At 45.7% G+C, this 24,106-nt stretch carries 20 protein-coding genes; 16 read left to right on the plus strand and 4 right to left on the minus strand.

The annotated features are described in order from the left end of the window. Positions 1-139 precede the first annotated feature (139 nt). The 4 genes from pstC to phoU are packed head-to-tail and all read left to right on the plus strand — an operon-like array spanning position 140 to position 3,339. Positions 140-1,006, plus strand: a complete 867-nt coding sequence (gene pstC / locus OKX56_RS14225; RefSeq protein ID WP_019224616.1) for a phosphate ABC transporter permease subunit PstC — start codon at positions 140-142, stop codon at positions 1,004-1,006. Next, positions 1,006-1,851: a phosphate ABC transporter permease PstA gene (gene pstA / locus OKX56_RS14230; RefSeq protein WP_019224617.1), complete on the plus strand. Its 846-nt coding sequence runs from the start codon at positions 1,006-1,008 to the stop codon at positions 1,849-1,851. Before pstC ends, pstA begins: the two co-directional genes overlap by 1 nt. Before the next feature lie 19 nt (positions 1,852-1,870). Next, positions 1,871-2,647, plus strand: a complete 777-nt coding sequence (pstB, locus tag OKX56_RS14235) for a phosphate ABC transporter ATP-binding protein PstB (protein ID WP_019224618.1) — start codon at positions 1,871-1,873, stop codon at positions 2,645-2,647. Positions 2,648-2,661: 14 nt separating this feature from the next. Beyond that, positions 2,662-3,339, plus strand: a complete 678-nt coding sequence (phoU, locus tag OKX56_RS14240; protein ID WP_019224619.1) for a phosphate signaling complex protein PhoU — start codon at positions 2,662-2,664, stop codon at positions 3,337-3,339. 123 nt (positions 3,340-3,462) lie between these two features. On the opposite strand, the gene OKX56_RS14245 is transcribed toward phoU, so the two are convergent. Beyond that, positions 3,463-5,358 (minus strand): ASKHA domain-containing protein, encoded by a 1,896-nt coding sequence (locus OKX56_RS14245; RefSeq protein ID WP_019224620.1) that lies wholly within the window; start codon positions 5,356-5,358, stop codon positions 3,463-3,465. A gap of 207 nt (positions 5,359-5,565) precedes the next feature. Between OKX56_RS14245 and OKX56_RS14250 the strand changes: the two genes are divergently transcribed. Then, positions 5,566-6,465 (plus strand): DUF445 domain-containing protein, encoded by a 900-nt coding sequence (locus tag OKX56_RS14250; RefSeq protein ID WP_019224621.1) that lies wholly within the window; start codon positions 5,566-5,568, stop codon positions 6,463-6,465. Position 6,466: 1 nt separating this feature from the next. Here the strand turns inward: OKX56_RS14250 and OKX56_RS14255 are convergent, their stop codons facing one another. Next, positions 6,467-8,104 (minus strand): putative manganese-dependent inorganic diphosphatase, encoded by a 1,638-nt coding sequence (locus tag OKX56_RS14255; RefSeq protein ID WP_019224622.1) that lies wholly within the window; start codon positions 8,102-8,104, stop codon positions 6,467-6,469. 303 nt (positions 8,105-8,407) lie between these two features. On the opposite strand from OKX56_RS14255, the gene queD reads away from it, so the two are divergent. The 11 genes from queD to OKX56_RS14310 all read left to right on the plus strand — a co-directional run bounded on the left by queD (position 8,408) and on the right by OKX56_RS14310 (position 19,904). Beyond that, positions 8,408-8,833 (plus strand): 6-carboxytetrahydropterin synthase QueD, encoded by a 426-nt coding sequence (gene queD / locus OKX56_RS14260; RefSeq protein WP_019224623.1) that lies wholly within the window; start codon positions 8,408-8,410, stop codon positions 8,831-8,833. A 6-nt stretch (positions 8,834-8,839) separates the two neighbouring features. Next, positions 8,840-9,508 carry a putative 7-carboxy-7-deazaguanine synthase QueE gene (queE, locus tag OKX56_RS14265; protein ID WP_019224624.1) on the plus strand — a complete coding sequence of 223 codons (669 nt, stop codon included), beginning with the start codon at positions 8,840-8,842 and terminating at the stop codon, positions 9,506-9,508. 3 nt (positions 9,509-9,511) lie between these two features. Beyond that, positions 9,512-10,171: a 7-cyano-7-deazaguanine synthase QueC gene (gene queC / locus OKX56_RS14270; RefSeq protein WP_019224625.1), complete on the plus strand. Its 660-nt coding sequence runs from the start codon at positions 9,512-9,514 to the stop codon at positions 10,169-10,171. Positions 10,172-10,314: 143 nt separating this feature from the next. Further along, a complete protein-coding gene (locus OKX56_RS14275; RefSeq protein ID WP_019224626.1) occupies positions 10,315-11,919 on the plus strand; it encodes a glucose-6-phosphate isomerase in 1,605 nt (534 codons plus the stop codon). Positions 11,920-11,932: 13 nt separating this feature from the next. Beyond that, entirely contained in the window at positions 11,933-13,681 is a 1,749-nt protein-coding gene (locus OKX56_RS14280; RefSeq protein ID WP_019224627.1) for a phospho-sugar mutase, read from the plus strand. 94 nt (positions 13,682-13,775) lie between these two features. Further along, positions 13,776-14,705 carry a magnesium transporter CorA family protein gene (locus tag OKX56_RS14285; protein ID WP_019224628.1) on the plus strand — a complete coding sequence of 310 codons (930 nt, stop codon included), beginning with the start codon at positions 13,776-13,778 and terminating at the stop codon, positions 14,703-14,705. 193 nt (positions 14,706-14,898) lie between these two features. Beyond that, complete coding sequence (locus tag OKX56_RS14290; RefSeq protein WP_025206209.1) at positions 14,899-15,792, plus strand: GGDEF domain-containing protein; 894 nt, start codon at positions 14,899-14,901, stop codon at positions 15,790-15,792. 212 nt (positions 15,793-16,004) lie between these two features. After that, positions 16,005-16,736 (plus strand): LytTR family transcriptional regulator DNA-binding domain-containing protein, encoded by a 732-nt coding sequence (locus tag OKX56_RS14295; protein ID WP_025206208.1) that lies wholly within the window; start codon positions 16,005-16,007, stop codon positions 16,734-16,736. 23 nt (positions 16,737-16,759) lie between these two features. Next, positions 16,760-18,325: a sensor histidine kinase gene (locus OKX56_RS14300; RefSeq protein ID WP_025206207.1), complete on the plus strand. Its 1,566-nt coding sequence runs from the start codon at positions 16,760-16,762 to the stop codon at positions 18,323-18,325. Further along, a complete protein-coding gene (locus OKX56_RS14305) occupies positions 18,318-19,511 on the plus strand; it encodes an HDOD domain-containing protein (RefSeq protein WP_025206206.1) in 1,194 nt (397 codons plus the stop codon). Before OKX56_RS14300 ends, OKX56_RS14305 begins: the two co-directional genes overlap by 8 nt. Positions 19,512-19,628: 117 nt before the next feature. Next, positions 19,629-19,904, plus strand: a complete 276-nt coding sequence (locus OKX56_RS14310) for a histidine kinase (protein ID WP_025206205.1) — start codon at positions 19,629-19,631, stop codon at positions 19,902-19,904. Positions 19,905-19,910: 6 nt separating this feature from the next. On the opposite strand, the gene OKX56_RS14315 is transcribed toward OKX56_RS14310, so the two are convergent. Next, entirely contained in the window at positions 19,911-22,328 is a 2,418-nt protein-coding gene (locus OKX56_RS14315; protein ID WP_025206204.1) for an ABC transporter ATP-binding protein, read from the minus strand. Next, on the minus strand, positions 22,325-24,052 hold the full coding sequence (locus OKX56_RS14320; protein ID WP_025206203.1) for an ABC transporter ATP-binding protein: 1,728 nt from the start codon (positions 24,050-24,052) through the stop codon (positions 22,325-22,327). Before OKX56_RS14320 ends, OKX56_RS14315 begins: the two co-directional genes overlap by 4 nt. Between the last annotated feature and the right edge of the window lie 54 nt (positions 24,053-24,106).

Here is a 24,106-nt window from a genome sequence, read left to right on the forward strand (position 1 = left end):
TGATTATTAAGGCATCTCTTGTTATTTAATGCGGATATTTCGATAGCATACATTTACAAAATCGTTACAATTCCGCAAAGTCTTCTCAACAAATAATTGCTATTGTATAACTAGGAAAATCGTCGGAGGAGACCAATCCATGCAGAAAAGCATTCACCTTAAAAAAAGTGAAATCATCGTTGAAAAAATACTCCTTCTCAGCGCTGTCGCTGCTATTTTTATCATTGCGCTGATCGCCGTATTTGTCATCATTTCGGGTTGGCCTGTTTTGCAGAAAACAGGATTTTTTGATTTTGTCCTCGGAACAACATGGGATCCAACCCATGGCATCTACGGGATCCTGCCGATGGTGGTCGGGTCCATACTTGTAACTTTGGGAGCGCTTGTCCTGGGAATTCCTTTCGGGGTCGCAGGAGCCATCTTTATGGCTGAGATTGCCCCGCCTAAAGCTGCTAAGCTGATAAGACCTGCAATCGAACTGCTGGCTGGGATTCCATCCGTTGTCTACGGTTTTTATGGCCTGGCAGTCATTGTTCCTTTAATCCGGAACCATTTTGGCGGAACAGGTTTTAGCATTTTGGCAGGATCCCTGATTCTGGCCATCATGATCCTGCCTACCATCCTGAATCTCTCCGAGACTGCGCTGCGCGCGGTTCCCAGCGAATATAAAGACGGATCCTATGCGCTGGGGGCCAATTACTGGCAGACTATCAAATGGATATCACTGCCTGTAGCCCGTTCGGGCATCATCACAGGGGTCGTCCTTGGCATGTCAAGAGCAATCGGGGAGACCATGGCTGTCATCATGGTCACAGGCAACGTGACGCGTATACCCGGAACTTTATTTGACCCGATCCGTACGCTCACAGGAAATATCGTGATGGAAATGGGATATGCCTCAGGGGAACATCAACAAGCGCTATTTGCCACCGGTATCATCCTATTTATCTTTATCATGATCTTAAACCTGATCGTACAGTTTGGTGCAAAAGGCAGGTGGCAATAATGAAAGCATCAGCCCGGCTGGAAGAAAAAATAGCAAAATTATTGCTCTGGTTGTTTGCGATCTGTACGCTTCTGGTTTTGTTCAGTATTATCGCGCATATTCTGATCAACGGAATCAGCGGGCTAAGCTGGGATTTTATCACCCAGGAACCGAAGCGGATGGGCAAGGAAGGCGGGATTTTTTCCATCATTATCGGCACCATCTACCTGACAGTAGCAGGCATTGTTCTGGCAACACCTATAGGGGTTGGTGCAGCCATCTACCTGACGGAGTACGTAAAAAAGGGCCGGCTGGTACAAATCATCCGTTTTGCCACAGAAGCACTGGCTGCTGTACCTTCAATTATTTTCGGTTTATTTGGATTTGTCCTGTTCGTCATTACCCTGAAGATGGGATGGTCCATTCTATCAGGTGCGCTGACACTGGCATTTATGGTCCTGCCGACCATTATCAGAGCTGCTGAAGAAGGCATTAAAACAGTGCCGGACTCATACCGTGAAGGCAGTCTTGCGCTTGGTGCAACTAAATGGTATACCATACGAAAAGTTGTTTTGCCTTCGGCGCTTCCCGGAATTGCAACCGGTGTTATCTTGGGGATTGGGAGGGCAATCGGAGAAACAGCGGCAGTCATCCTGACCGCAGGCAGTTCCTTAGGATTGCCGACTTCAATACTTGAACCAACCCGGACGCTTTCCGTTCATCTCTATATTTTAGCGTCGGAAGGAATATCGGCCAAGAATGCCTATGCAAGTGCTACCGTGCTCATTATCGTGATCGTTATCATAAATTTTTTGGCCAATAGTCTTATGGGAAGGCTTGCAGGACGAAACGGCCAGAGTCACTGACAGAGAGAGGTGGTAATCAATGTTAGCTAACTTAACAGAAACAAATAATAAAATGGTAACCAAAGACCTGGAATTGTATTATGGAAGCTTTCACGCTTTACACGCAATAAGCTTACCAATCCTTGCGAATCAGGTTACTGCGCTGATTGGACCCTCAGGGTGCGGCAAGTCCAGCTTCCTGAAAACGCTAAACCGTATGAATGACCTGGTCGAAGGAGCAACCGTCAAAGGAAATGTATATCTCGACAATAAAGATATTTATACCTCGGATATTGATCCGGTAACACTCCGCAAACGAATTGGAATGGTTTTTCAAAAGCCGAATCCGTTCCCGATGTCGATCTTTGATAATGTTGCCTATGGACCGAGGGCCCATGGCCTGAAAGATAAGCAGAAACTGAGTGAAATTGTTGAGAAGAGCCTTAAGGAAGCAGCTCTCTGGGATGAAGTCAAGGACCGGCTGAACCGTTCAGGGCTGCAATTATCCGGCGGGCAGCAGCAGCGGCTTGTCATTGCGCGTTTACTGGCTGTGCAGCCTGAAGTACTGCTGATGGATGAACCGGCATCGGCTTTGGATCCGATTTCCACGGCAAAGCTGGAAGACCTGATCCTTGATCTTAAAGAACAATACACCATCGTTATTGTTACCCATAACATGCAGCAGGCCGCCAGGATTTCAGACTACACGGCATTTTTCCTGAACGGGGAAGTCATAGAATACGGCGTTACGAAAGAACTGTTTACCAAGCCTCTGGACAAAAGGACTGAGGACTATGTCACTGGAAGATTCGGATAAGGAGGAAATGTATTATGACCCGAAATTCATTTGCAACATCGTTGGAAGAACTGAGCCATGATGTCCTCATGATGGGTAATCTCGTGGAAAACGTCATCAGCTCCGCAATGAAATCACTTGAGGAAAGAGACTTGAAACTGGCAGAGAAGGTTCTGGCGGACGATGATATTGTGGATAATTTTCAGCTTGAGATCGAAGACAAATGTTTAACCATGCTAGCCCTGCAGCAGCCTATGGCCGGTGATTTGAGAACCATCGGGACCGCGCTGAAGATTGTTACCGACCTCGAACGCATCGCCGACCACGCTGTCGATATCGCGGAAGTAACGATTAAATTAAGCGATGAGCCTTTGGTGAAGCCGCTGGTCGATATTCCTAAGATGGCAAAACTGGCGCGGGAGATGCTCAGAGACAGTATCATTGCGTATACGAATAAAGATTTAAAAATGGCGCAAAGCCTGGCAGTGAAAGAAAAAGAGGTAGACCAACTATACAGGTTGGTCTATGAAGATCTATTGCATTTAATGCAAAAAGACCAAAAAAATATTTCACAGGGTATCAATCTGCTGCTCGTTGCGCTTTCCTTAGAAAGGGTAGCCGACCATGTGACAAACCTGGGTGAATGGACCATCTATCTGGCTAGCGGCAAAAGAAAAGACCTGAATGATGATAATCTTGTTGATATGGAATGATCAATCTGCAATGATTGATGTTGAATGATAAATCAATTCGCATAGAGGGATATTTTTCCACAAAGTTATCCACAGCCTACACACAATTGTGAATAAGTGTATATACAGGTATATAGTTTTACATCAATAACGCTGTCCTAAAGCGAGAGATTCCATGTATTCATCCTGGAAAAGCTCTTCGGTGGACAGCTCGATATGTTCGGCATCCCGGGCGAGACGATTTGCTCTGCTCATTTCAATGGTCGAAAGCAGGGCCATCTGGGCACCGTTGCCTGCAGCGTTGCCGATAGATTGGATTTTTTCGACGGGGACCTGCGGCAGGAGGCCAATGCCAAGGGCGCTTTCTTTGGCGATATAGTTGCCAAACGCGCCTGCCAAATGAATCATTTCAAGATCGTCCGGTTTGACACCGAGATGGATCATCAGGATCCGGACCCCTGCGAGCACGGCACCTTTGGCCAGCTGAAGTGCGCGGATATCCATTTGGGTGATCGTGATATTTTCCCCAGTGGCCGATTCTTTCCAGGCCAGGACAAACTCTCGGATCCCATTGTCATTCAGGATTCTGTCCCGAAGTGCCGGTGGTAGTTCAGAGGCGCTTGCGTGGTCGATGATGCGTCCCCGCGAATTGATAATCCCGGCTTTGTGCATTTCGGAAATAGCATCAATCAAACCGGAGCCGCAGATGCCACGTACAGATTCATTTTCTTTGCCGATGACCCCAAGTTCCACGTCGTCCGTAATCTTAACACGTTCGATTGCTCCGTCGGCAGCTCGCATGCCAAATTTGATTCCGGCACCTTCAAAGGCCGGACCGGCTGCAGTAGAACAGGTCAGAATTCTTCCCTTTCCAGCTAAAACCATTTCCCCATTCGTTCCGATATCGATAAAGAGATGAATGCCTTTCAATTGGTCAATCTTCCCCGAAAGCATGACACCGACCGTATCGGAACCGACATAGCCCGCGACAATCGGCAGGACGGTGACTGGTGAATCGCTTAGAATCCGGAGTCCCAGCTCGGAAGCCTTGACGGTAACCGCCTGGCGGAAACCCGGGATAAAAGGTGCAGGACCCAGATAGGTTGGGTCAATACCGAGGAATAAATGGCTCATTGTGGTATTGCCGACGACAACAGCTTGGTAAATCTCCTCGGGGGCAATGCCTTTCTGCCTGCACATATTGGCGATGATCTGATTTAAACCTTCGACAACCTGTATCTGCAGTTGAACCAAGCCGTCGGGGTGATCTGAGGCATAGTTGATTCTGGAAATGACATCAGCTCCCGCGCCCTGCTGAGGATTGGTTATTGCCTCACGCGCAATAATTTTTCCGTTGTTTAGATTCATCAAATAAGCCACCACGGTCGTAGTTCCAATGTCAATGGCCAAGCCGAAGGTTCGGTCCAGCGTATTTCCGGATTCGACAGCCAGCAGGTCATTTCCGGCAGTAACAGCCGTAACCTGGAAAGAAGCATCACGCAGAATTCTGGGCAATTTGGCGGCAATCCCGCGGTTAAAACGCAGCGAAGCAGCCGATGCGGGAAGCCCTGCGGCCAAACGTTCCCAATCGGAACGCTGATCTGAAGTGCTTGGAACACTCACGTGTACAGCATGTTTGTGTACCAGCGGTACAAGTTCAAAGACACGGTTGTCATCTTCAAGTCGTGTTTTGCGGTCAAACACATCTTTTTGTTCGATCAGGATGATCTGCCTGTCGGATTCGACAGTTCGTTTGCAGGCCAGGACAACACCAGCGTCAATTTGTTCAGCACTTAAGAATTTTTTTTCTTCCGGCAGCGGTTCAGTACGGTCTTCCGGGGGCAGGATGACGCGGCATTTGCCGCAGGTTCCTTTGCCGCCGCAGGCACTATGAAGATCTACGCCGGCAGTGATTGCCGCTTGAAGTATGGTACTGCCGGATGGAACTTTCACGACGCATTCGTCCGCTTGGCAGGCGGATTTTTGAAAAGTGACATTGACCATTTTCACCATCTTGGAACGATGCTTATCCTGACTCATTTGCTGAAACCCTCCCCAGTTATTGAGTGTACTTCTTATATACCCCAAGGGGGTATATAAGAAGTACACGTTAAATTCCCTTTGTTTGTCAACAATTACAGGATGTACAATTATAGCTATACAAATAATTGAATAATCGCTAAAATATACATTGGTATTGCGAATCCGTACTTATTTATTCCGATTTATTTAAGAGGAGAATCATCAATGAATCTAATTCAAATTGCAGCAGGCCCGGTTATCGGCGCTATCATCGGTTATGTCACAAACTACATTGCGGTTAAGATGCTCTTTCGGCCCATCAACCCAATTAAAATTGGGAATTGGGCATTGCCGTTTACTCCCGGCATTTTTCCAAAGAGAAAGGGGCAGCTTGCCAAAGCATTGGGCAATGCGGTCGGGAACAACCTTTTAACCAGTAAAGATGTAGAGAATATGTTCTTGTCAGAAAACATAAAAAACGCAATCGTTCAGGAAATTGGCAGCTCACTTTATGAAATGGATGAGCATCATACCCTAAAAAATATCTTCGCTGGGTTTGTTTCACAGGATGCCTATCAGGTTCTGAGAGAACAAGCCGAAAACATCATTTGCAGCAAGATCATGTCCGGAGTCTCTAAGATGGATATCGGCACAGTCATTGTGCGGGAGGGCAGACGCGCGATTAAGGAAAAGGTTCATGGCACAATGCTCGCGCTGATGGTCAATGACCAATTAATTATGTCTGTGGCTGCTCCGATCGGAGCAAAGGTTGACGCATACATCCAGGAAAACGGCCAGGATATGATCCAGTCCATCGTGAGAGAAGAACTGGCGGTTCTTGAGAATCAACCCTTAGCGGCATTCATGCAAAAAATTGAGATTGAGGAAAGACATCTTACCGGTATGGTTGACAGAATCTATTCGGTATTCGTGCAGAAAAAGCTTGGAGGCTATATCCAACAGTTTGATATAGCCGGTGTTGTCGAAAAAAAGGTAAATGATATGGATGTTCTGGAGATTGAGAGACTTGTGCTTTCGGTAATGAAAAACGAGTTGAACGCTGTTGTTAATCTGGGAGCCTTGATTGGTTTCGTGATTGGGCTGTTGAACTTATTATTAAAATAAATTATTTGTCGACAGCCACTGAAATTAAAGGAACAACCTGTTTCTTTCTGGAAACGATGCCGGGCAGGCAAACGCTGTTTTCACCCAGATCAACGTTAAAAGCAAGCGAGATTAATTCTTTTTCTTCTCCGGAAAATAAGACTTCTGAGGTCTGGTCAAGAATATCGGTCACAAAAAGCATCAGCAAATGATAGCCTCTTTCGGCACAAAGCTGTTTCATGAACGCAATCAGTGAATCTTCCATCTCCGAGATCTTTTCCTTGTCCATGGTGAAGACCTGCCCGATTCCAATCCTGTATTTGCCAAAGGTATAATCTTTGAAATCCTGATAGAATATCTCCTTGAGTGTTTTTCCCTGCAGAGAAGAGCCTTCTTTGAACATTTGATTGGCGTACTTGTCCATATCGTCAATCCCGGCTATTTCGGCCAGCTTTTCGGCCGTCATCCTGTCGACGTAGGTACTGGTCGGAGATTTGAATTTCAGCGTATCGGACAGGATGGCGGAGCAAAGAATCCCGGCGATGCTCTTCGAAGGACGAATTCCCATCTCAAAAAACATATTGGCAACAATGGTCGAGGTACTGCCTACCGGTTCGTTGCGAAGGAAAATCGGACTGGCCGTCTGAATATCACCGAGTCGATGGTGATCGATAATCTCAAGGATTTCTGCCTCTTCAATGCCATTGACAGTCTGGGATTTTTCATTGTGATCCACCAGAATAACGTTTTTCTTTCTCTGTGAAATCAAATGATATCTGGAGATGAATCCTTGGATCCGGTTGTTGTCATCAACAATTGGATAGCTCCGGTATCTGGTTTTTAACATTTTATCCTGAATATCATCAATAAAGTCATCAATGTTAAACGATATAAGGTTCTGGCTGGTCATGACGGCACCTACCGGTATGCTCTGATTCACCAGCCTTACGGTCGTATAGGTGTCAATCGGAGTCGTCAACAAAACAATATTCCTGCTGCGGGCTTCTTCGATCAACTCTTGTGACGGATCCCCGCCGCAGGTGAGGATCAGGCAGGTGGTACCGTATTCCAGAGCTTTCAACTGGATATCCAGCCGGTTTCCCGTGATCACAATATCACCCGGCTCAACAAACGAATGCAAATCATCGGGTTCAACAGCAGCAACCACAACCTTGCCGGTCGTCTCGAAATCTTCCTGGGAACCGCAGATCAATGTCGCATTCAGCGTTTCGGCGATATTGCGCAGGGTCGTTCTCGTTGAAGCGATGGTGTTGTTGTCCAAGGCATCCATATAATTATTGGTAATATCGGATAGGGTTACAATTCCTAAAAGTCGCTCATGATCATCAATAACGGGAATCGTTTTGATATTGTTTTTTTTCATAAGGTGCCAGGCTGTTTTAATCGAAATATCCGGTGATACGGGAAAAGCCTGATCAACGTTTAAATCTGCCACCTGGGTTTTGACTGTAAAAAGATGTTCCGGAATTTCAACGCCGAAATGCTTCAGAACAAATTCAGTTTCCCGGTTAATATCACCGAGCCTTTTGGGCACAGCATTCACACCGAGCTTTTTTTTAAGTTCCGCGTAGGCGATTGCAGAACATATGGAATCTGTATCCGGATTCTTATGCCCGGTGACAAATACTAATTTATCCATCCTTTATTCTCCTATTCTTTATCCGAATCTATTTCCCTAAATTCTATCCTATCATTGTATAATAAAAAGTATAAATTCAAAAGAAGCAATCTTCAAAGCAATCTTCAAAAGCCGTCTTCCCCAAATACCAACAAAGCTCATTTACAGATCAACGTTAGCATGATATGCTTAATTTATGAATAAAATAAAGACAGTTCGAAATCCATCCTGTCTCTAAACAAAACTAGGACCACTACCGTCTTGGGTAGTTTTTTGTTTGGAGAGCAGCAGCTCTTTTTTTGTTTCTTGGGGAGGTTGCATGATATGTACATGTTGAAGGTGGAAAACAGTTTTGACAGCGCGCACTTTCTGGCAGGCCATCCAGGCAAGTGCCGGAACATTCATGGCCACAGCTGGCGAGTGGTTGTGGAAATTGAATCTGAAACACTCGCAGATGAAGGAGAAGCCAGGGGGATGATTGTTGATTTCAGCCAGCTGAAAGCGGATCTCAAACAGCTGACGGATGACTATGATCATGCCTTGCTTGTGGAAGACGGAACGCTGCGAAAAAGTACGCTGGAACATCTTATTCAGGACGGCTTCCGGGTCATTGAGGTGCCTTTCAGGACAACAGCCGAAAATTTTGCCAGGTGCTTTTACGAGGCTTTGACGGGTAAAGGATATCAAATGACCAGGGTCAGTGTGTTTGAAACGCCCGCGAATTGCGCAGTCTACGAAGGCAGATGGTGATTTAAGATGAAATACAGGGTTGCAGAAATTTTTTCAAGCATTAACGGAGAGGGACCGCGGGCAGGAGAACTGGCTGTTTTTGTCAGATTTGCCGGGTGTAATCTGCAATGTACTTACTGTGACACCCGCTGGGCTAATGAAGGGGGTGTTTCTTACCGGGAAATGACGGGAGCGGAGCTCTATAAACAGGTCCTGGCCACAGGTATAAAGAACGTCACGCTGACAGGCGGGGAGCCGTTGATACAACCTGGTATTGCAGCGCTGACCGACTTGCTGTGCCAGGATCCGGCACTTTCCGTCGAGATTGAAACGAATGGCAGCGTCAGTCTGAAGCCCTTTTGCACAGAGGCTGACCGCCGTCCGGGATTTACGATGGACTACAAACTTGCTTCGAGCGGTATGGAGGACAAGATGGTTTTAGCAAATTTTGAGGTCCTGACATGCCGGGATGCCGTGAAATTCGTGGTTGGCGATCAAAACGATCTGGCAAGGGCGTGCGAAATCATAAGTGCCTACGGCCTGATCAAGAAAACTGCGGTATTTATCAGTCCTGTTTTTGCACACATTGCGCCGTCTGAGATCGTTAAATTTATGATTGTGCATCAAATGGAGGGGGTGTGCTTGCAGCTTCAGCTACATAAAGTGATCTGGGATCCGGAAAAGAGAGGAGTATAAGCCATGCAAAAAAATGAAAAAGCTTTGGTCATTTTTAGCGGTGGCCAGGACAGTACGACCTGTCTTTTTTGGGCCAGACAGTTATTTGCAGAAGTCATTGCCCTGTCCTTTGATTATGGGCAAAAACACCGGCTGGAATTGGATTGTGCCAGAGAAATATGTGCTAAGCACCAGATTGAGCATCATCTGCTGGATCTCAGTTTATTAAATCAGCTTGCACCGAATTCGTTGACCAGGCCGGAGATTGAAGTTGAGAAAAATTCGCCGCCCGACCGGTTACCGAACACATTTGTGGACGGCAGGAATATGCTCTTTCTGTCGTTTGCAGCTGTTTTTGCCAAACAGAGGGGAGTAAGACATTTGATCACCGGCGTTTCTCAGAGTGATTACAGCGGTTATCCGGACTGTCGGGATATTTTTGTTAAGTCCCTGAATGTAACCCTTAATCTCGCCATGGATTACGAATTTGTGATTCATACCCCTCTGATGTGGATCGACAAGGCGGAAACCTGGAAACTGGCTGACGATCTCGGTGTGCTTGCAATGATTCAAGAAGAGACATTGACCTGTTATAACGGTATCAAAGGTGATGGGTGTGGGGAATGTCCTGCGTGTCTACTGCGGAAAAAGGGATATCAAAGATATTGCAGCGGAATGAAATAAATGAGCTTTTGACACGACAAATTGCGCAATACTTTTTCATTCATTTCAGCTATAATTAAAATATTATGCCTCACATCGTGCGAGGTATAGAATCGGAATGTCCAGGGTAGAGTATCATTACCAGCGGGTGAGGTGATTGTATTGTGACGTCACAATGGCAGAAATTCCGGGAATACTTTTATTTCGATAATGAACTGGGAATCCAGGTGGATGTTAGCCGTTCAGGATTTCCGGATACGTATCTGGATGACATGGAAATACGCCTGCAGGACATGTATTGCCAGATTCAGGCCTTGGAACAGGGAGCGGTTGCCAACCCGGACGAGCAGCGGATGGTTGGGCATTATTGGCTGAGTGATCCGGAATTAGCTCCGCAGCCGGAAATAGGCGCGGCAATCAAAGATACCCTGCGCCGTATTCTATACTTTGCGCAGGATGTTCATGCGGGTACTATATGTGGTCAAAAAGGACGCCCTTTCCGGAACGTCATTATTGTTGGCATTGGCGGATCTTCCTTAGGACCGCGTTTTGTTTCCGAGGCGCTCGGAAACAAAGGTGATCCCTGTTCGCTGTACTTTATCGATAACACAGATCCTGACGGTATGGATCGTATTTTTGCTGAGCTGGATGCTAAGGCGGATGCAACATTAACGATCGTAATCTCCAAAAGCGGCGGCACGGTTGAAACCCGCAACGGAATGGAAGAAGTTCGTCATTTTTACGTAAGCCGGGGGTTGGACTTCAGCCGTCATGCGGTCAGTATCACCCAACCAGGAAGCAGACTGGATCAGATACGGATTAAAGAGGATTGGCTGGACGCTTTCCCGGTTTGGGAATGGGTTGGCGGGCGGACTTCTGTCTTGTCCGCTGTGGGGCTGCTGCCGCTGGCTTTACAGGGAATTGATATTTGTGGCCTTTTGGACGGGGCCAAGAAATGCAACTCCCTAACCAGGAACACGGATACGAAAAGCAACCCTGCAGCCCTGACTGCCTTGGCGTGGTACGTTCTGACAGGCGGCAAAGGCGGGCAGCAGATGGTTATCCTTCCTTATAAAGACCGTTTGGAGCTTTTCCCGAAATATCTTCAGCAATTGATCATGGAGTCTCTGGGAAAAGAAAAGGACTTGGACGGAAATATTGTCCATCAGGGAATTACAGTACTTGGAAATAAAGGAACAAGTGATCAGCATTCCTATATCCAGCAGCTGCTGGATGGGCCCAGTAACTTTTTTGTGACCTTCATCGAAGTACTGAAGGACAGGGATGGAGACTCAATCCTGATTGCCGAGGAAAGCACCAGCGGTGATTATTTACAGGCTTTTCTGCTCGGCACGAGGAATGCCCTGTCAAACAAGGGCCGAAAATCAATTACGCTGACAGTGAGAGACCTCAGCCCCGTAACGATCGGAGTATTAATTGCCCTATACGAACGTACGGTGAGTATGTATGCCCAGCTTGTGCATGTTAATGCTTATCACCAACCGGCTGTAGAAATGGCTAAAAAAGGTGCGCAGGAAATGATTCAATTAAAGAACCTGGCCCTGCGTGTTCTAAGGGCATGTAAAACCGGAGGGTTAACGGTTGAAGAAATTGCATTGGAAATTGAAGCAGACGGGTCTGTAGTAGACCGCGAAATGCTCTATAAAATTCTTAAGCATCTTGAAGCGAATCGGGGAAACAGGATTATAAGTCAAAAGAGCGGCAGTGAATTTGAGGCTTTATACCAGGTTGCGTCTGATCAACAGTGAGGAGAAAAGTAACATGTATTCAGAGCAAAAGTATGACAGCACCTTGAAATTTTGGATGGAGAATGATTACTTTGACGAACTCAGCAGAAGGGAACTGGCGGAAATAACCGACCTGAAGGAGCTGGAGGACCGATTCTATACGACTCTGGAGTTTGGAACCGGCGGCATCAGAGGGGTTCTCGGCGCAGGAACCAATCGCCTGAATCGTTATGTTATTCGCAAAGTTACACAGGGATTGGCCGACACGATCTTGGAGCATGGACCAGAGGCGTGTCAGCGAGGGGTTGTCATTGCGTATGACAGCCGCTATTTTTCCGAAGATTTTGCACTGGAAGCAGCGTTGGTACTGGCAGTGAATCAGATTAAAGTCTATCTGTTTGAAGGTCTGCGGCCGACGCCTGAGCTTTCATTTGCTGTCAGGTATCTTCAGACAATTGCCGGCGTAAATATCACGGCCAGCCATAATCCAAAGGAATACAACGGCTATAAGGTCTACTGGGAGGATGGCGGGCAGCTGCCGCCTGCTCCTGCTAAGCAGATCATTACCAAGATGGCTGAAAGAGAAGACTGGAGAATTGTGCCGGCAGACCGAATCAAAGCCCTGGAGGAAGGGATGGTTCAGATGGTAGGAGATCAGGTGGATGCTGCCTATCAGGCTGAGATACTTCATAGTCTGCTGAATACAGAACTAACACAAACTTACGGTACAAAGCTGAACATTGTCTGCACGCCGCTTCATGGAACCGGCGGCATCCCTGTTCAAAGCATCCTTAACAAAATGGGCTTTACGGCTTTCCGGATGGTTGCAGAACAGGAACAACCTGATCCGGAATTCCCGACGGTGAAATCCCCGAATCCGGAAGATCCGGAGTCGTTTGAGCTTGCTTTAACACTGGCAAAAAAGACACAGGCGGACCTGGTACTGGCCACCGATCCGGATGCAGACCGCCTCGGAGCATATGCCCTGGACAGAAATGGTCAGTATTGCCGTTTTACCGGTAATCAGATTGGCGTAATCCTGGCGTATTATATCCTGGATCAAAGAAGACGAAACCACAGACTGCCGGACAATGGCGTGATCGTCAAGACGATAGCCTCTACGGACCTGGCCGAAGCAGTTGCGGCTGATTTTGGCGTCAAAACAGTGAATGTGCTGGTCGGCTTTAAATATATCGGAGAAAAGATCAAAGAGATGGACGTACAGGGCTGGGGGACATTTTTGTTTGGCTTTGAAGAAAGCCATGGTTACCTGGCCGGTACGTATGCCAGAGATAAGGATGCAGTCCAGGCTTCTGCGCTGCTGGCTGAGGCGGCATTGTATTACAAGCAGATAGAGAACAAAACCTTACCGGATATACTGGCGGAACTTTTTGCGCGTTACGGCACTTTCCTCGATGAACAGGTCGCTTTTGCGCTGAGCGGCAAAGAAGGCCGGGAACGGATTGCCGCTGTAATGGACAGACTGCGGATGGCAAAGCCGCTTTCTGTTGCGGGGCTCAGCGTACGGTTTATTGATGACTATCAGCAAAATGTCCGGTGGGATGCGCTGGAGAATAAGACGGAAGAAACCAATCTTCCTCGGGAGAATGCGCTTCGCTTTTCCTTTGAAGGGGGAGGATATGTCATGGCAAGACCTTCCGGTACGGAACCAAAAATACGTTTTTATTTCTGTATCAAAGGTTCTACCAGAGCTGAAGCGGATGCTACCTTGGCACGTGTCAAAGCGGAAGTCTTCACCCTGATTAATGACCTGATGGTTTGATTGTGCTAGAATACATAAATTGTAAGAATGATATAACCGTGGTTATCCGATGATCTGTTTACAGAGAATTGTCAAGTGAAGGGAGGTAAAGGGCTTGCAACACTATCTTGTCTCTCCGGAGGGCCTGAAAGAAATAGAATCACAACAGATTCCGGCAGAGGGAAAGTTTAGCATAACCCTCTTCAATGCTGAGGAATGGAAGCTCCTGAACGGGCACTTGGCATTTGCCGGATCTGCAGAGATCGACCGTGTTCTGGGAAATCTGAATCCGCAGGGGAATAGCTTTAATCAAAGATTTGAACGTCTGCACCCTTCTCTGTTTTTTATTGGTTACAGCGATTTTGCTGATGACACCAAAGAATTTGCGATCTACTTTTTTCTGTCGGCGAATGATATGACGATACTGCGCAATGACCGGCTTGAGCTGTCGCAGATCAATGACTGGGCCCGGAGAGGGCTGCTTACGACACCTTCCGATCTGGCGCAGCTCCTCGGCATGGAAATACTGGAACATCATCAGCGCCAGCTGGAATTACTGGAAGATGATGTGGACCGGATTGAAGAAAATATCCTGGAAACTCCTGAAAGATGGCAAAGAAGTGAAATAATTAACCTTCACAAAAAAATACTCGGATTAAAGAAGTCACTGAATGCGCATCAGACGATTTTCAGCAGACTGGCAGCCATGGATAATCATGATCAGGGGAAGCCATCATGGAAAGACCTGGTTGCCGATACCCAGCAGAAACTTGAGAATGCACGGCAGACTCATGAGCTGATTGAAATCCTAATGGAAGCCTACCAGCAGGCCATTGACAACCGGGCCAATGATATCATGAAAGTTCTGACGCTTCTGGCCACGATCCTGCTGCCGATTAATCTGGTTACCTCCTTCTTTGGAATGAATTTTGAAGCAATGCCGCTGATCCACTCGCCTTTGGGGATGCCGCTCTTTTTCGGTGTATCCGTGTTAATTGTGACAGCAGTACTTATCCTGTTTTGGCGTAAACACTGGCTGAGATAAAATCCGATGCACGCATGGAAAACCAAATCCATTCATTGAGAAAAAACAACCATTGAGGTTGTTTTTTTTACATTCTGTAGAAGATTCTCCCAACAGAAGACTTAATGAGATAATCTTATGTTATCGCAATGTAATTGAAAGAATCATACAACGGCTTTTGCTGAAAAGTAAGGTTTATATAGGGGGTCATATAATGAATTTAGTTAATCGAAAAGATGATCATGATTTTTTAGACAAACATAGACTGAGTCAGAAAAACAAATTTATCATCTGCTTGTTATTTATTGGGATCCTGGTTTTGGTGCTGTTTTTTGGTAATTTAAATACAGCTCCGGGAATTATTATAGGGAGTATAATGGCTGTCGTCACGTTGCTGATGCCGCTGATCTTTGGGTATACCGGCCTTGTGGTTACGCTGATATACAGCATCATAGGGATCACTGCTCCATTCAGATTCGGAATAATACAAGGTGACCCATATTATTTTGCTATTGCCGTGTTCATCCTGGCTAACTTTTTGGGATCTGCGATTATTGCCATTGAAGTTGAACGCAACAAAAAGACCCAGAAAGTACTTGAGACCCTTTCTGTAACAGACGGTCTGACAGAGATCTACAATCACAGGTATTTTCAGCAAAGGCTTGACGAAGAGATTGCGAGGGCGACCAGAGCCAATCGTACGCTTGTCTTGTGTATGATCGATATTGATAACTTTAAGATGTACAATGATTCCTATGGCCATTATTTCGGTGATGAAATACTAAGAAAAACAGCCAGGCTGATCCAAAACACAACGAGAAAGTCAGATATTGCCTGCCGCTACGGCGGGGACGAATTTGCAGTAATTTTGCCTGATTCCGGCGTCGAAGAAGTCCATTTTGTCATGGAAAGACTTAAAGAAGCATTTTACAGTCTGCGATTTTCTTTCCCGGATTGTCACGTTACAAGAACTTTAACGCTTTCGGTCGGTTTCTCAATTTTTCCTGATCTGGCGGAAAATAAAGATCAACTGATTACCCAGGCTGATGCTGCCCTTTACCAGGCCAAATATCAGGGCAGAAACACAATCCAGCTTTATAAAAATTAATATAAAGCATACTGTATATGTTGCCCATTTATTTAAAATACGCAGTACTAGAATGAATATTTGCCATTGGTCGTTTAAGATGAAAAGGGAAATAAATAAAGCTAAAAAAAGAACTCAAAAAAGGAATAAAAAAGAAAATGTCGAATATACCCGAGAATAAAAAGGAAAATTATTCATTTTCTGGTCCGGACAGATAAAATAGAAAGGAAGATATGGCAAGAATACTTTTGGTTGATGATGAACCGATGGTGCTCAACGCTTTAAAGCGTATCCTACATTCCCGGGGATACGAGCTGTTTGCCGCAACGAACTCGGAAGAAGCGCTGGATTTTCTGCAAAAAAGCGCGATAGACGTGATCATTTGTGACCAAAATATGCCGGGAATGCTGGGTATTGATCTGTTAAAACGTTCAAGAGAAGAGTACCCGGATGCCGTCAGAATTTTGATCACTGGTTCGTCAGACATTAATGTTGCAATTTCAGCGATTAATGAAGGCAGTATTTATTATTACCTCACCAAGCCTTGGGAAAACGAAGAAGTTATTTCAGTGGTAGAAAAAGCCCTTGCCGATAAACCTGAACACTTCTATCCGGAACGCAAAATGGAACAGGAGATCAAAAAAATCCCTGTATGGGAAGATGAAACCATTATTCTGATTGACCTGTCGGAGGTTATTTATTTAACGGCAGTTGAAGGGGATATTGTTGTTATCACCGAAAAAGGAAAATATCAAAGTCCTGACTCTTTAAATTCGTGGGAGAAGAAGCTTGGATCCGGCAGCTTTTTTCGGTGTCATCGAAGCTATATTGTCAATATCGATAAAATTGAAAAAATCAGTCCCTGGTTCAACAGTGCGTATAATTTAAAGTTAAAAGATACCAAAGAATATATTCCTGTGAGCAGAAATTCCACAAAAAAACTGAAAAATTTATTTGGGTTATAAAATAGCCAGAAACGGGAGCGACTATGAACCGATACTCTAAAATGAGAACGATACCTGATGTTCTGTCCTCGCTTCGCGAAACGCAAGATGCAAATCTGATGAGCTATTATGAAAATATCATAGTCAGTATGTATACTTCTGTGCTGCTCTTATTGGCAGCACTTGTTAATTTTGTTTTCCGTTATTTCTATCTTGCCACCGACTGGCAGGCATGTTCCATAGATAGTCTGGTCTTGCTGGTTTTAGCGCTGGGATTTCACGTTGTCCCGAAAATGGACTTGGATATGGAGCGGGTAACCTGGATGATCTCGGGGCTGTCCTCTGTGACACTTCTGTTCTTAACTGTCAGACTATATGATATTATTGGACAGGCTTTATTAACATTTGCTTATATTCTGCTCATGCTGGCTATGATGAGGGTTACCCGCATCATGATGGCTACGACTACCGTTACAGTATTACTATCCATGGTCTATATCATTTTTCATTCTTATCTTGCTGGATATTATCAGATGACGATGTTGTCTTATGTGATCCAGCTGTTTTTATTTGTAGTCTTGACGATCGTTATGGCGGCTGTATATAGTGTCAATATCGGCCGTTACCGCAAACTGGGAATACAGCTTCAGGAAGCAGTCTGCCAGAATGAGAAAATTACCGGATTGTATCAGCAAAATATTGCCTCAGATGAAGAATTGAAAAACACAATCAGCCGCCTGAACCGGACACAGGAACAGCTGGTCCAACAAGAGAAGCTTGCTGCGATTGGACAGCTTGCTGCCGGGGTTGCCCATGAAATCAATAATCCGCTTGGTTATATTTCCAGTAATTTTGAGACCTCCCGTCTTTATTTTGATCAGTATACCAATATGATCAGTGCCTATCACAGCTTCTTGGAGAAGCTGCCGCCAAGTGAGAGGGATAGGCTTGCCCCGCAGATAGAGAATTTGAGAAAGCTTGAAGAAACCAGCAACCTGAAACATATCTCAACAGACCTGGAAGATTTATTTTATGATATTGAGGATGGTCTTAAACGGATCAGTGAAATTGTAGCCGGACTCAAAACGTTTTCCAGAGCGGATCAAGGCAATGAGTTTGAAGATTATGATCTGAATAACGGTTTGAGGAATACACTTTTGGTGGCTAGAAATGAGATTAAACACCATGCCAGGGTGATCGAACTGTTTGGGGAGCTTCCTTTGATCCAGGCGAAGGGTAATCAGGTCAATCAAGTGCTCTTGAACATTGTCCTAAATGCAGTTTACGCCATCAAAGCAAAAAAACCGGAGACGCTTGGCTCTATCATGGTTAGTACAGAAGTCGCCGGTGATTTTGTACAGTGTCAGATCGAAGACAATGGGACAGGGATCCATAAGGAAAACTTGAAAGAAATATTCAATCCGTTTTTTACGACAAAACCTGTGGGGCAGGGTACGGGGCTTGGGCTCAGTATTGCCTACGATATTGTTGTTAATACGCACGGAGGGCAGATTTCAGTTCAAAGTACGCCGGGTGTAAGTACGAGGTTTATGATCCAGCTGCCCATCAAGCAGCAGCTGGAAGCTGGAACAGGTGAAGAAAATGAATGAAGCCATTTTATTTGTTGATGATGAAAAAGCAATATTACGGGCGCTGAACAGGGCCTTTTTGGGCAGCAGCTATGAAATCCTTACTGCAGAAAGCGGTGAAGCGGCTCTGGAAATTCTTCGAAGAAAAAAAATTGATCTGATTGTAACGGATGTCAATATGCAGGGGATGGACGGCTTTGAGCTTTTGACACGGGTCAAAGAAAAATATCCGTCGACGATCAGACTCGTTTTAAGCGGGCATGTCGATAAAAGCATGCTTTTGAAAATACAGCAGAATTGTTTGGCAAAACATTATCTGTTTAAGCCGTGGCAAAACAAGGACCTGCTCAGGACCATTGAACAGGTTTTGGAAGTGGAAAAGATTTTGAAAAACCGAAATCTTCTTGAAATGATCAACAAAATCGAATTTCTGCCATCCCCACAGAATGTCTTCAATAAATTTAATTCTCTGATCGAACAGGATGCGGGCATGAAGGAAATTGCAAAAACAATCGAAAGTGATCCTTCCATAACCGCGAAAGTATTACAGGTAGCAAACTCTGCCCACTTAGGGGTAAAAACAGGTTCGGTCATCCAGGCTATCAATTATTTGGGACTGACGGATGTCAAAAATATTGTTTTGAGTGCCTGTCTGCATCAGGAAACCAAAGGAGAAAAGAATGCGCGTTACCAAAGAGATATCGCGATGCTTTGGCTTCATGCCGTAACGACCAATACCATTCTGAATGTTTTTTACCAGAAGATCCATCACAAGAAAATGCCAGAATCGAGTTCAATGGCCGGATTACTGCATGATGTCGGCAAAGTGGTTCTGCTGAATAATTTTTGGGACGAATATATGCGGGCAGTTGAGAAGAACATGGGTAACCGGGATTTATTCCACTATTATGAGCAAATCGAATTTACGGATGTATCCCATGGGGAGATTGGCGGCCATTTGTTGGATTGGTGGGAGCTTCCGTATTCAATTGTGGAGTCCGCTCTATTTCACCACTGTCCGCTTGATGAAAAGGTTATCGACAAGGAAATGGTTGCCTTAGTGCATATTGCCGATATTTATTCCTGGAAAAGCATCCACAAGGCGGAGTCTGCACAAGTCGATCCGCAGGTGCTTGGTTTCCTGGGTATTAACAAAGACGATCCTGATCGTTTTTTGGACGAGGCTGGGATTCGCCATCCATCGTAAAAAAACAACCATTCAGGTTGTTTTTTTACATTTTGCGGCAAATTGTCCATCAGAACAAAATGCCATGGTATGCTATTGACAGAAGCGAGTTACAAGGAAAGGCGGGAGAAGTTCTAAATGAGCTGCGTTCATGATGTCGTCATCTATTTTGAAGAGGGAAGCGGAACACAAGATTATAAAGCTCTAGCCGTGATTTTCAGCTTGAAAAAGATCGCAAACATCATTGAGTTTTATCCGAAAGATATCGGCAGCAATCATCAGAGTGCAGGAATCATCAAGGAAGAAGGGTTAAGAATCAGGTTTTCTACGGAATGCAATCTCGAAAAAATCCAAAAATTCTTCTTTGAAACCATCTCCCTGAAAGATTTCGAATTGGGGACTTCAGACCACTAGGATGCGTTATCCCGCAATATCCGTGTCTTCTGAGAACTGGCTGTTATATAATTCGGCGTAGAATCCGCCTTTAGCCAGCAGTTCTTTGTGATTGCCTGTTTCAATGATACTGCCGTTATTCATGACCAGAATAAGTTCAGCATCGCGTATGGTGGAAAGCCTGTGCGCAATTACAAAATTCGTTCGGCCTTTCATCAGGTTCTTCATTGCTTTCTGGATCAATACTTCAGTCCGGGTGTCCACGCTGCTGGTTGCTTCATCGAGAATCAATATTGCCGGATCGGCCAAAATAGCCCGGGCGATAGTGAGCAGCTGCTTCTGTCCCTGCGAGATATTGGTCGCTTCCTCATTCAGAATCGTATCATAGCCATCAGGAAGTGTCCGGATAAAATGGTCGGCATGGGCTGCTTTGGCCGCGCGGACGATTTGTTCCATCGTCGCGCCTTCTTTGGAGTAGGTGATATTATCTTTAATGCTGCCGTTAAACAGCCAAGTATCCTGAAGGACCATCCCAAAGAGTTTACGCAGCTCGCTGCGCGGCATATCCTTGATGTCCACACCGTCAATACTGATTTTGCCTGAGCTGATCTCGTAAAACCGCATCAGGAGGTTGACCAGAGTAGTTTTACCTGCACCGGTCGGTCCGACGATGGCGATGGTATCTCCCTGCCTCACTTCAAGGTTCATATCTTCAATTAGCGGGACATCTTCTGTATAGCGGAAGCTGACATGGTCGATGCGGATATTTCCTTTGGGCATATCCAGAATCACAGCTTCAGGACTGTCAGGAATTTCTTCCTGTTCGTCTAGAACTTCAAAGACGCGTTCAGCGCAGGCAATAGTAGACTGGATAACGTTGGCGATATTGGCAGTTTGGATGATCGGCATAGTAAATGAACGTGAATATTGGATAAAGGCCAGGATATCACCTAATCCTAACAGATTGCGCGTGATCCAGATGCCCCCGACAATGCTGATGCCGACATAACTGAGATTACTAATAAAGTTCATCAGCGGGAACATAATCCCGGAAACGAACTGGGCTTTCCAACCTGCACCATAAAGCCGGTTATTGATGGATTCAAATTTTTCGATGGCATCCTTTTCATGGCCAAAAGCCTTAACGATCTTATGCCCGGTGTACATCTCTTCGACATGGCTGCTGAGGTCCCCCAGCTCTTTTTGCTGGACGGCAAAGTATTTTTGGGATTTCTTGGCGATCATTGTGGTGGACAGCATGTACAGCGGCAATGAGGCGATAATAATCAGGGTGAGAACCGGACTGATTGTGAGCATCATGATAATATAACCTATGATTGTTATCACGGAGGTAATGATTTGGGTTAAGCTTTGCTGTAGGGTAGTGGCAATGGTGTCGATATCGTTGGTCACGCGGCTTAAGATATCACCATAAGGGTGCATATCGTAATATTTTAAGGGCAATTTGGCCAGCTTGTTATCTACTACCCGGCGTAGATCCCGGACTGTACGCTGGGAAACGCCTGACATCACAAGACCCATGATCAGGCTGAACAAGGCGCTGATGAGATACATGCCAATCAGGATCAAGGCGATCATGCCGATATAATGGAAATCGTATTCACCGTTCGTTTCTCTGATCGCTGTAATGGCGCCATTGATTTGATCATCGGTAAACTCGACATTTTGCTGGGTATTCGGCATATCCAAGCCTGTCGCGCTGGTTGCGGACATCTTTTCCCCTAAATCAATAATCTTTTGGCAAACAACCGCTTTTTCTTCGGCATTCGTCACCGAACTCAGCATCGGTAATTGCAGGAAGGTTTTGATTGTACTCATACTTTCCGCATCGATCTTTTTCACCGTTCCGTTCTGAGTGTTGTTGTCGGTGCTGTTCCCCCCCATATTTGGCAGTGCATTGAGGAGATCCAACATTTTAATGACGGTATTGGCTTTTTCCTGCGGATCTTGGAGCGTATTAATTGCAGGCAGCGCAATCAGTGCTTTGACTGTATTCAAAGATTCAGGGTTGGTTGGTTTACTGGTTCCGGCGTCCGCCATCTGCTGGCTGATCTGGTCGACGGCCTTCAGCTGGGCATCGGCCATCTGGGTATAAATGCTGTCAACGCCCTTTTCCTGCGCCTCAGACATTTTTTGCAGCATCATTCTCGCCATATAAGCATCCTGCAGTTTGTTGATTGCTTTACTGCTTACCTTAGGAGCTGCAATTGTAAAAGATGTACTGGCGATTGCAAAGATCAATACAACAATTAAATGGACTTTATGCGGTTTTAAATACTGAAGGAGCCTTGCCAGACTTCCGCGGAAATTCTTAGCTTTTTCTACGGGAGCACCAAAGTGGCTGCCCGGTCCCCCCGGTCCTCCCGGTCCTCTTTGGCCCTGCCGATTGCGCATCGTGTTTTGGTTTTTATTTTCGCCGCTCATGCGATTTCCTCCTCTGACAGCTGGGATGAGACAATTTCACGATAGACTTCGCAGCTATTCAACAGTTCCTTATGCGTCCCAATGCCTGCGATTTGACCATTGTCCAGGACAATGATTCGATCCGCGTCCATGACGGTGCCTACTCTTTGGGCGATAATAAGGACGGTTGCCTCGGCAATCTCCTGTTTCAGCGCTGCTCGCAGACGCGCATCCGTTTTAAAATCCAGGGCAGAAAAACTATCGTCAAAAATATAGATTTCCGGCTTGCGGACCAAGGCCCGCGCAATAGCCAACCGCTGTTTCTGACCACCGGAAACATTGGTGCCGCCTTGGGCGATGACATGGTCATACCCACCGTCCATTTTGGTGATGAATTCAGCGGCTTGGGCAACTTCTGCAGCATGCTGAATTTCTTCTTCAGTGGCCTGTTTGCCGCCAAACTGGATATTCTCGGCAATCGTTCCCGAAAAGAGGACCGCTTTTTGCGGCACAAAACCAATTTTTTGACGAAGGTTTTCCTGGGATATATCCCGGACATCCACACCGTCGATCAGGACGGAGCCGCTGTCGACATCATAAAACCTTGGTATTAGGTTGATAAGCGTTGATTTCCCTGAACCGGTGCTGCCAATGATCGCTGTGAATTCACCAGGCCGTGCGGCGAAAGATATATCTCGGATAGCGGGTTCTTCTGCGCCGTGGTAACTAAAGGTGACATCTTTGAATTCCACATAGCCTTTACCGGTGAAAGTATCCTTCAGGTCCTTGGCATCTTCAATTTCAGGTACGGTTTCCAGGACTTCATTGATTCTGACAGCTGCAGCCTGAGACCGGGGAACCATAATGAACATCATGGCTAGCATCAACATGGACATCATGATCTGCATCGCATACTGCGTAAATGCGGAAAGGGCTCCCAGGTCCATATCGCCGATACTGATGCGGATGCCTCCAAACCAAAGAATTGCCAGTGAAGTTAAGTTCATAATCAGCATAATCGTCGGCATCATAAATGCCATGATTTTATTTACTTTAATGTAGTTGTCTGTGAGATCGACGTTGGCGGCATCAAAACGCTTTTTTTCATGTTCAATCGTATTAAAGGCGCGGATGACCCGGACGCCGGTAAGTTTTTCCCTGAGTACCAGGTTGATCCTGTCAATTTTTCCCTGGACCAATCGAAACAGCGGTATCATTTTGGAAGCAATCATCACAATGACAATTGCTAAAACCGGTATGGCGACAGCAAATACCCAAGTAAGGGCCTTATCTTCCCGGTAAGCCAGGATGATTCCGCCGATTGCCATGATCGGGGCGCTGATCATCATGCGCATAATCATGATGGTAACCGTCTGGACCTGGTTGATGTCATTTGTCGTCCGGGTAATGAGCGTCGCGGTGCCGATTTTATCAAATTCATGTAAAGAAAAACTTTCGATTCTCCCAAAAAGTTTGCTCCGCAAAACAGTTCCTAACCCTACGGCAGCCTTGGCGGATAAAAAACTGGCCAGGATGGAAAATACAGCGGCTACTCCGGCGACCAGAAGCATGACTCCTCCTATATGCAAAATCTTCTGCGTATCACCATTCATGACGCCGTCATTGATGATATCTGACATCAGCGTAGGCAGATACAGATCACCGAGCGTTTGGAGAAAAATGAGGATGAATACGCCGTAAACCAGATGTCTAAAAGGTTTTAAATAACGGTATAATTTCAGCATAACCCAAAATCCTTTCTCACTTATAATGTTTAGAGTGTCTTTTGTTTAAGAAGG

The organism is Dehalobacter sp., assembly GCF_030063005.1.
Taxonomy (GTDB): Bacteria; Bacillota; Desulfitobacteriia; order Desulfitobacteriales; family Syntrophobotulaceae; genus Dehalobacter; species Dehalobacter restrictus.

Bases quoted from the DNA above. Each gene is read 5' to 3' on its own strand.
- pstC (WP_019224616.1), top strand. From the start codon at position 140: ATGCAGAAAAGCATTCACCTTAAAAAAAGTGAAATCATCGTTGAAAAA.
- pstA (WP_019224617.1), top strand. From the start codon at position 1,006: ATGAAAGCATCAGCCCGGCTGGAAGAAAAAATAGCAAAATTATTGCTC.
- pstB (WP_019224618.1), top strand. From the start codon at position 1,871: ATGTTAGCTAACTTAACAGAAACAAATAATAAAATGGTAACCAAAGAC.
- phoU (WP_019224619.1), top strand. From the start codon at position 2,662: ATGACCCGAAATTCATTTGCAACATCGTTGGAAGAACTGAGCCATGAT.
- OKX56_RS14245 (WP_019224620.1), bottom strand. From the start codon at position 5,358: ATGAGTCAGGATAAGCATCGTTCCAAGATGGTGAAAATGGTCAATGTC.
- OKX56_RS14250 (WP_019224621.1), top strand. From the start codon at position 5,566: ATGAATCTAATTCAAATTGCAGCAGGCCCGGTTATCGGCGCTATCATC.
- OKX56_RS14255 (WP_019224622.1), bottom strand. From the start codon at position 8,104: ATGGATAAATTAGTATTTGTCACCGGGCATAAGAATCCGGATACAGAT.
- queD (WP_019224623.1), top strand. From the start codon at position 8,408: ATGTACATGTTGAAGGTGGAAAACAGTTTTGACAGCGCGCACTTTCTG.
- queE (WP_019224624.1), top strand. From the start codon at position 8,840: ATGAAATACAGGGTTGCAGAAATTTTTTCAAGCATTAACGGAGAGGGA.
- queC (WP_019224625.1), top strand. From the start codon at position 9,512: ATGCAAAAAAATGAAAAAGCTTTGGTCATTTTTAGCGGTGGCCAGGAC.
- OKX56_RS14280 (WP_019224627.1), top strand. From the start codon at position 11,933: ATGTATTCAGAGCAAAAGTATGACAGCACCTTGAAATTTTGGATGGAG.
- OKX56_RS14290 (WP_025206209.1), top strand. From the start codon at position 14,899: ATGAATTTAGTTAATCGAAAAGATGATCATGATTTTTTAGACAAACAT.
- OKX56_RS14295 (WP_025206208.1), top strand. From the start codon at position 16,005: ATGGCAAGAATACTTTTGGTTGATGATGAACCGATGGTGCTCAACGCT.
- OKX56_RS14300 (WP_025206207.1), top strand. From the start codon at position 16,760: ATGAACCGATACTCTAAAATGAGAACGATACCTGATGTTCTGTCCTCG.
- OKX56_RS14305 (WP_025206206.1), top strand. From the start codon at position 18,318: ATGAATGAAGCCATTTTATTTGTTGATGATGAAAAAGCAATATTACGG.
- OKX56_RS14310 (WP_025206205.1), top strand. From the start codon at position 19,629: ATGAGCTGCGTTCATGATGTCGTCATCTATTTTGAAGAGGGAAGCGGA.
- OKX56_RS14315 (WP_025206204.1), bottom strand. From the start codon at position 22,328: ATGAGCGGCGAAAATAAAAACCAAAACACGATGCGCAATCGGCAGGGC.
- OKX56_RS14320 (WP_025206203.1), bottom strand. From the start codon at position 24,052: ATGCTGAAATTATACCGTTATTTAAAACCTTTTAGACATCTGGTTTAC.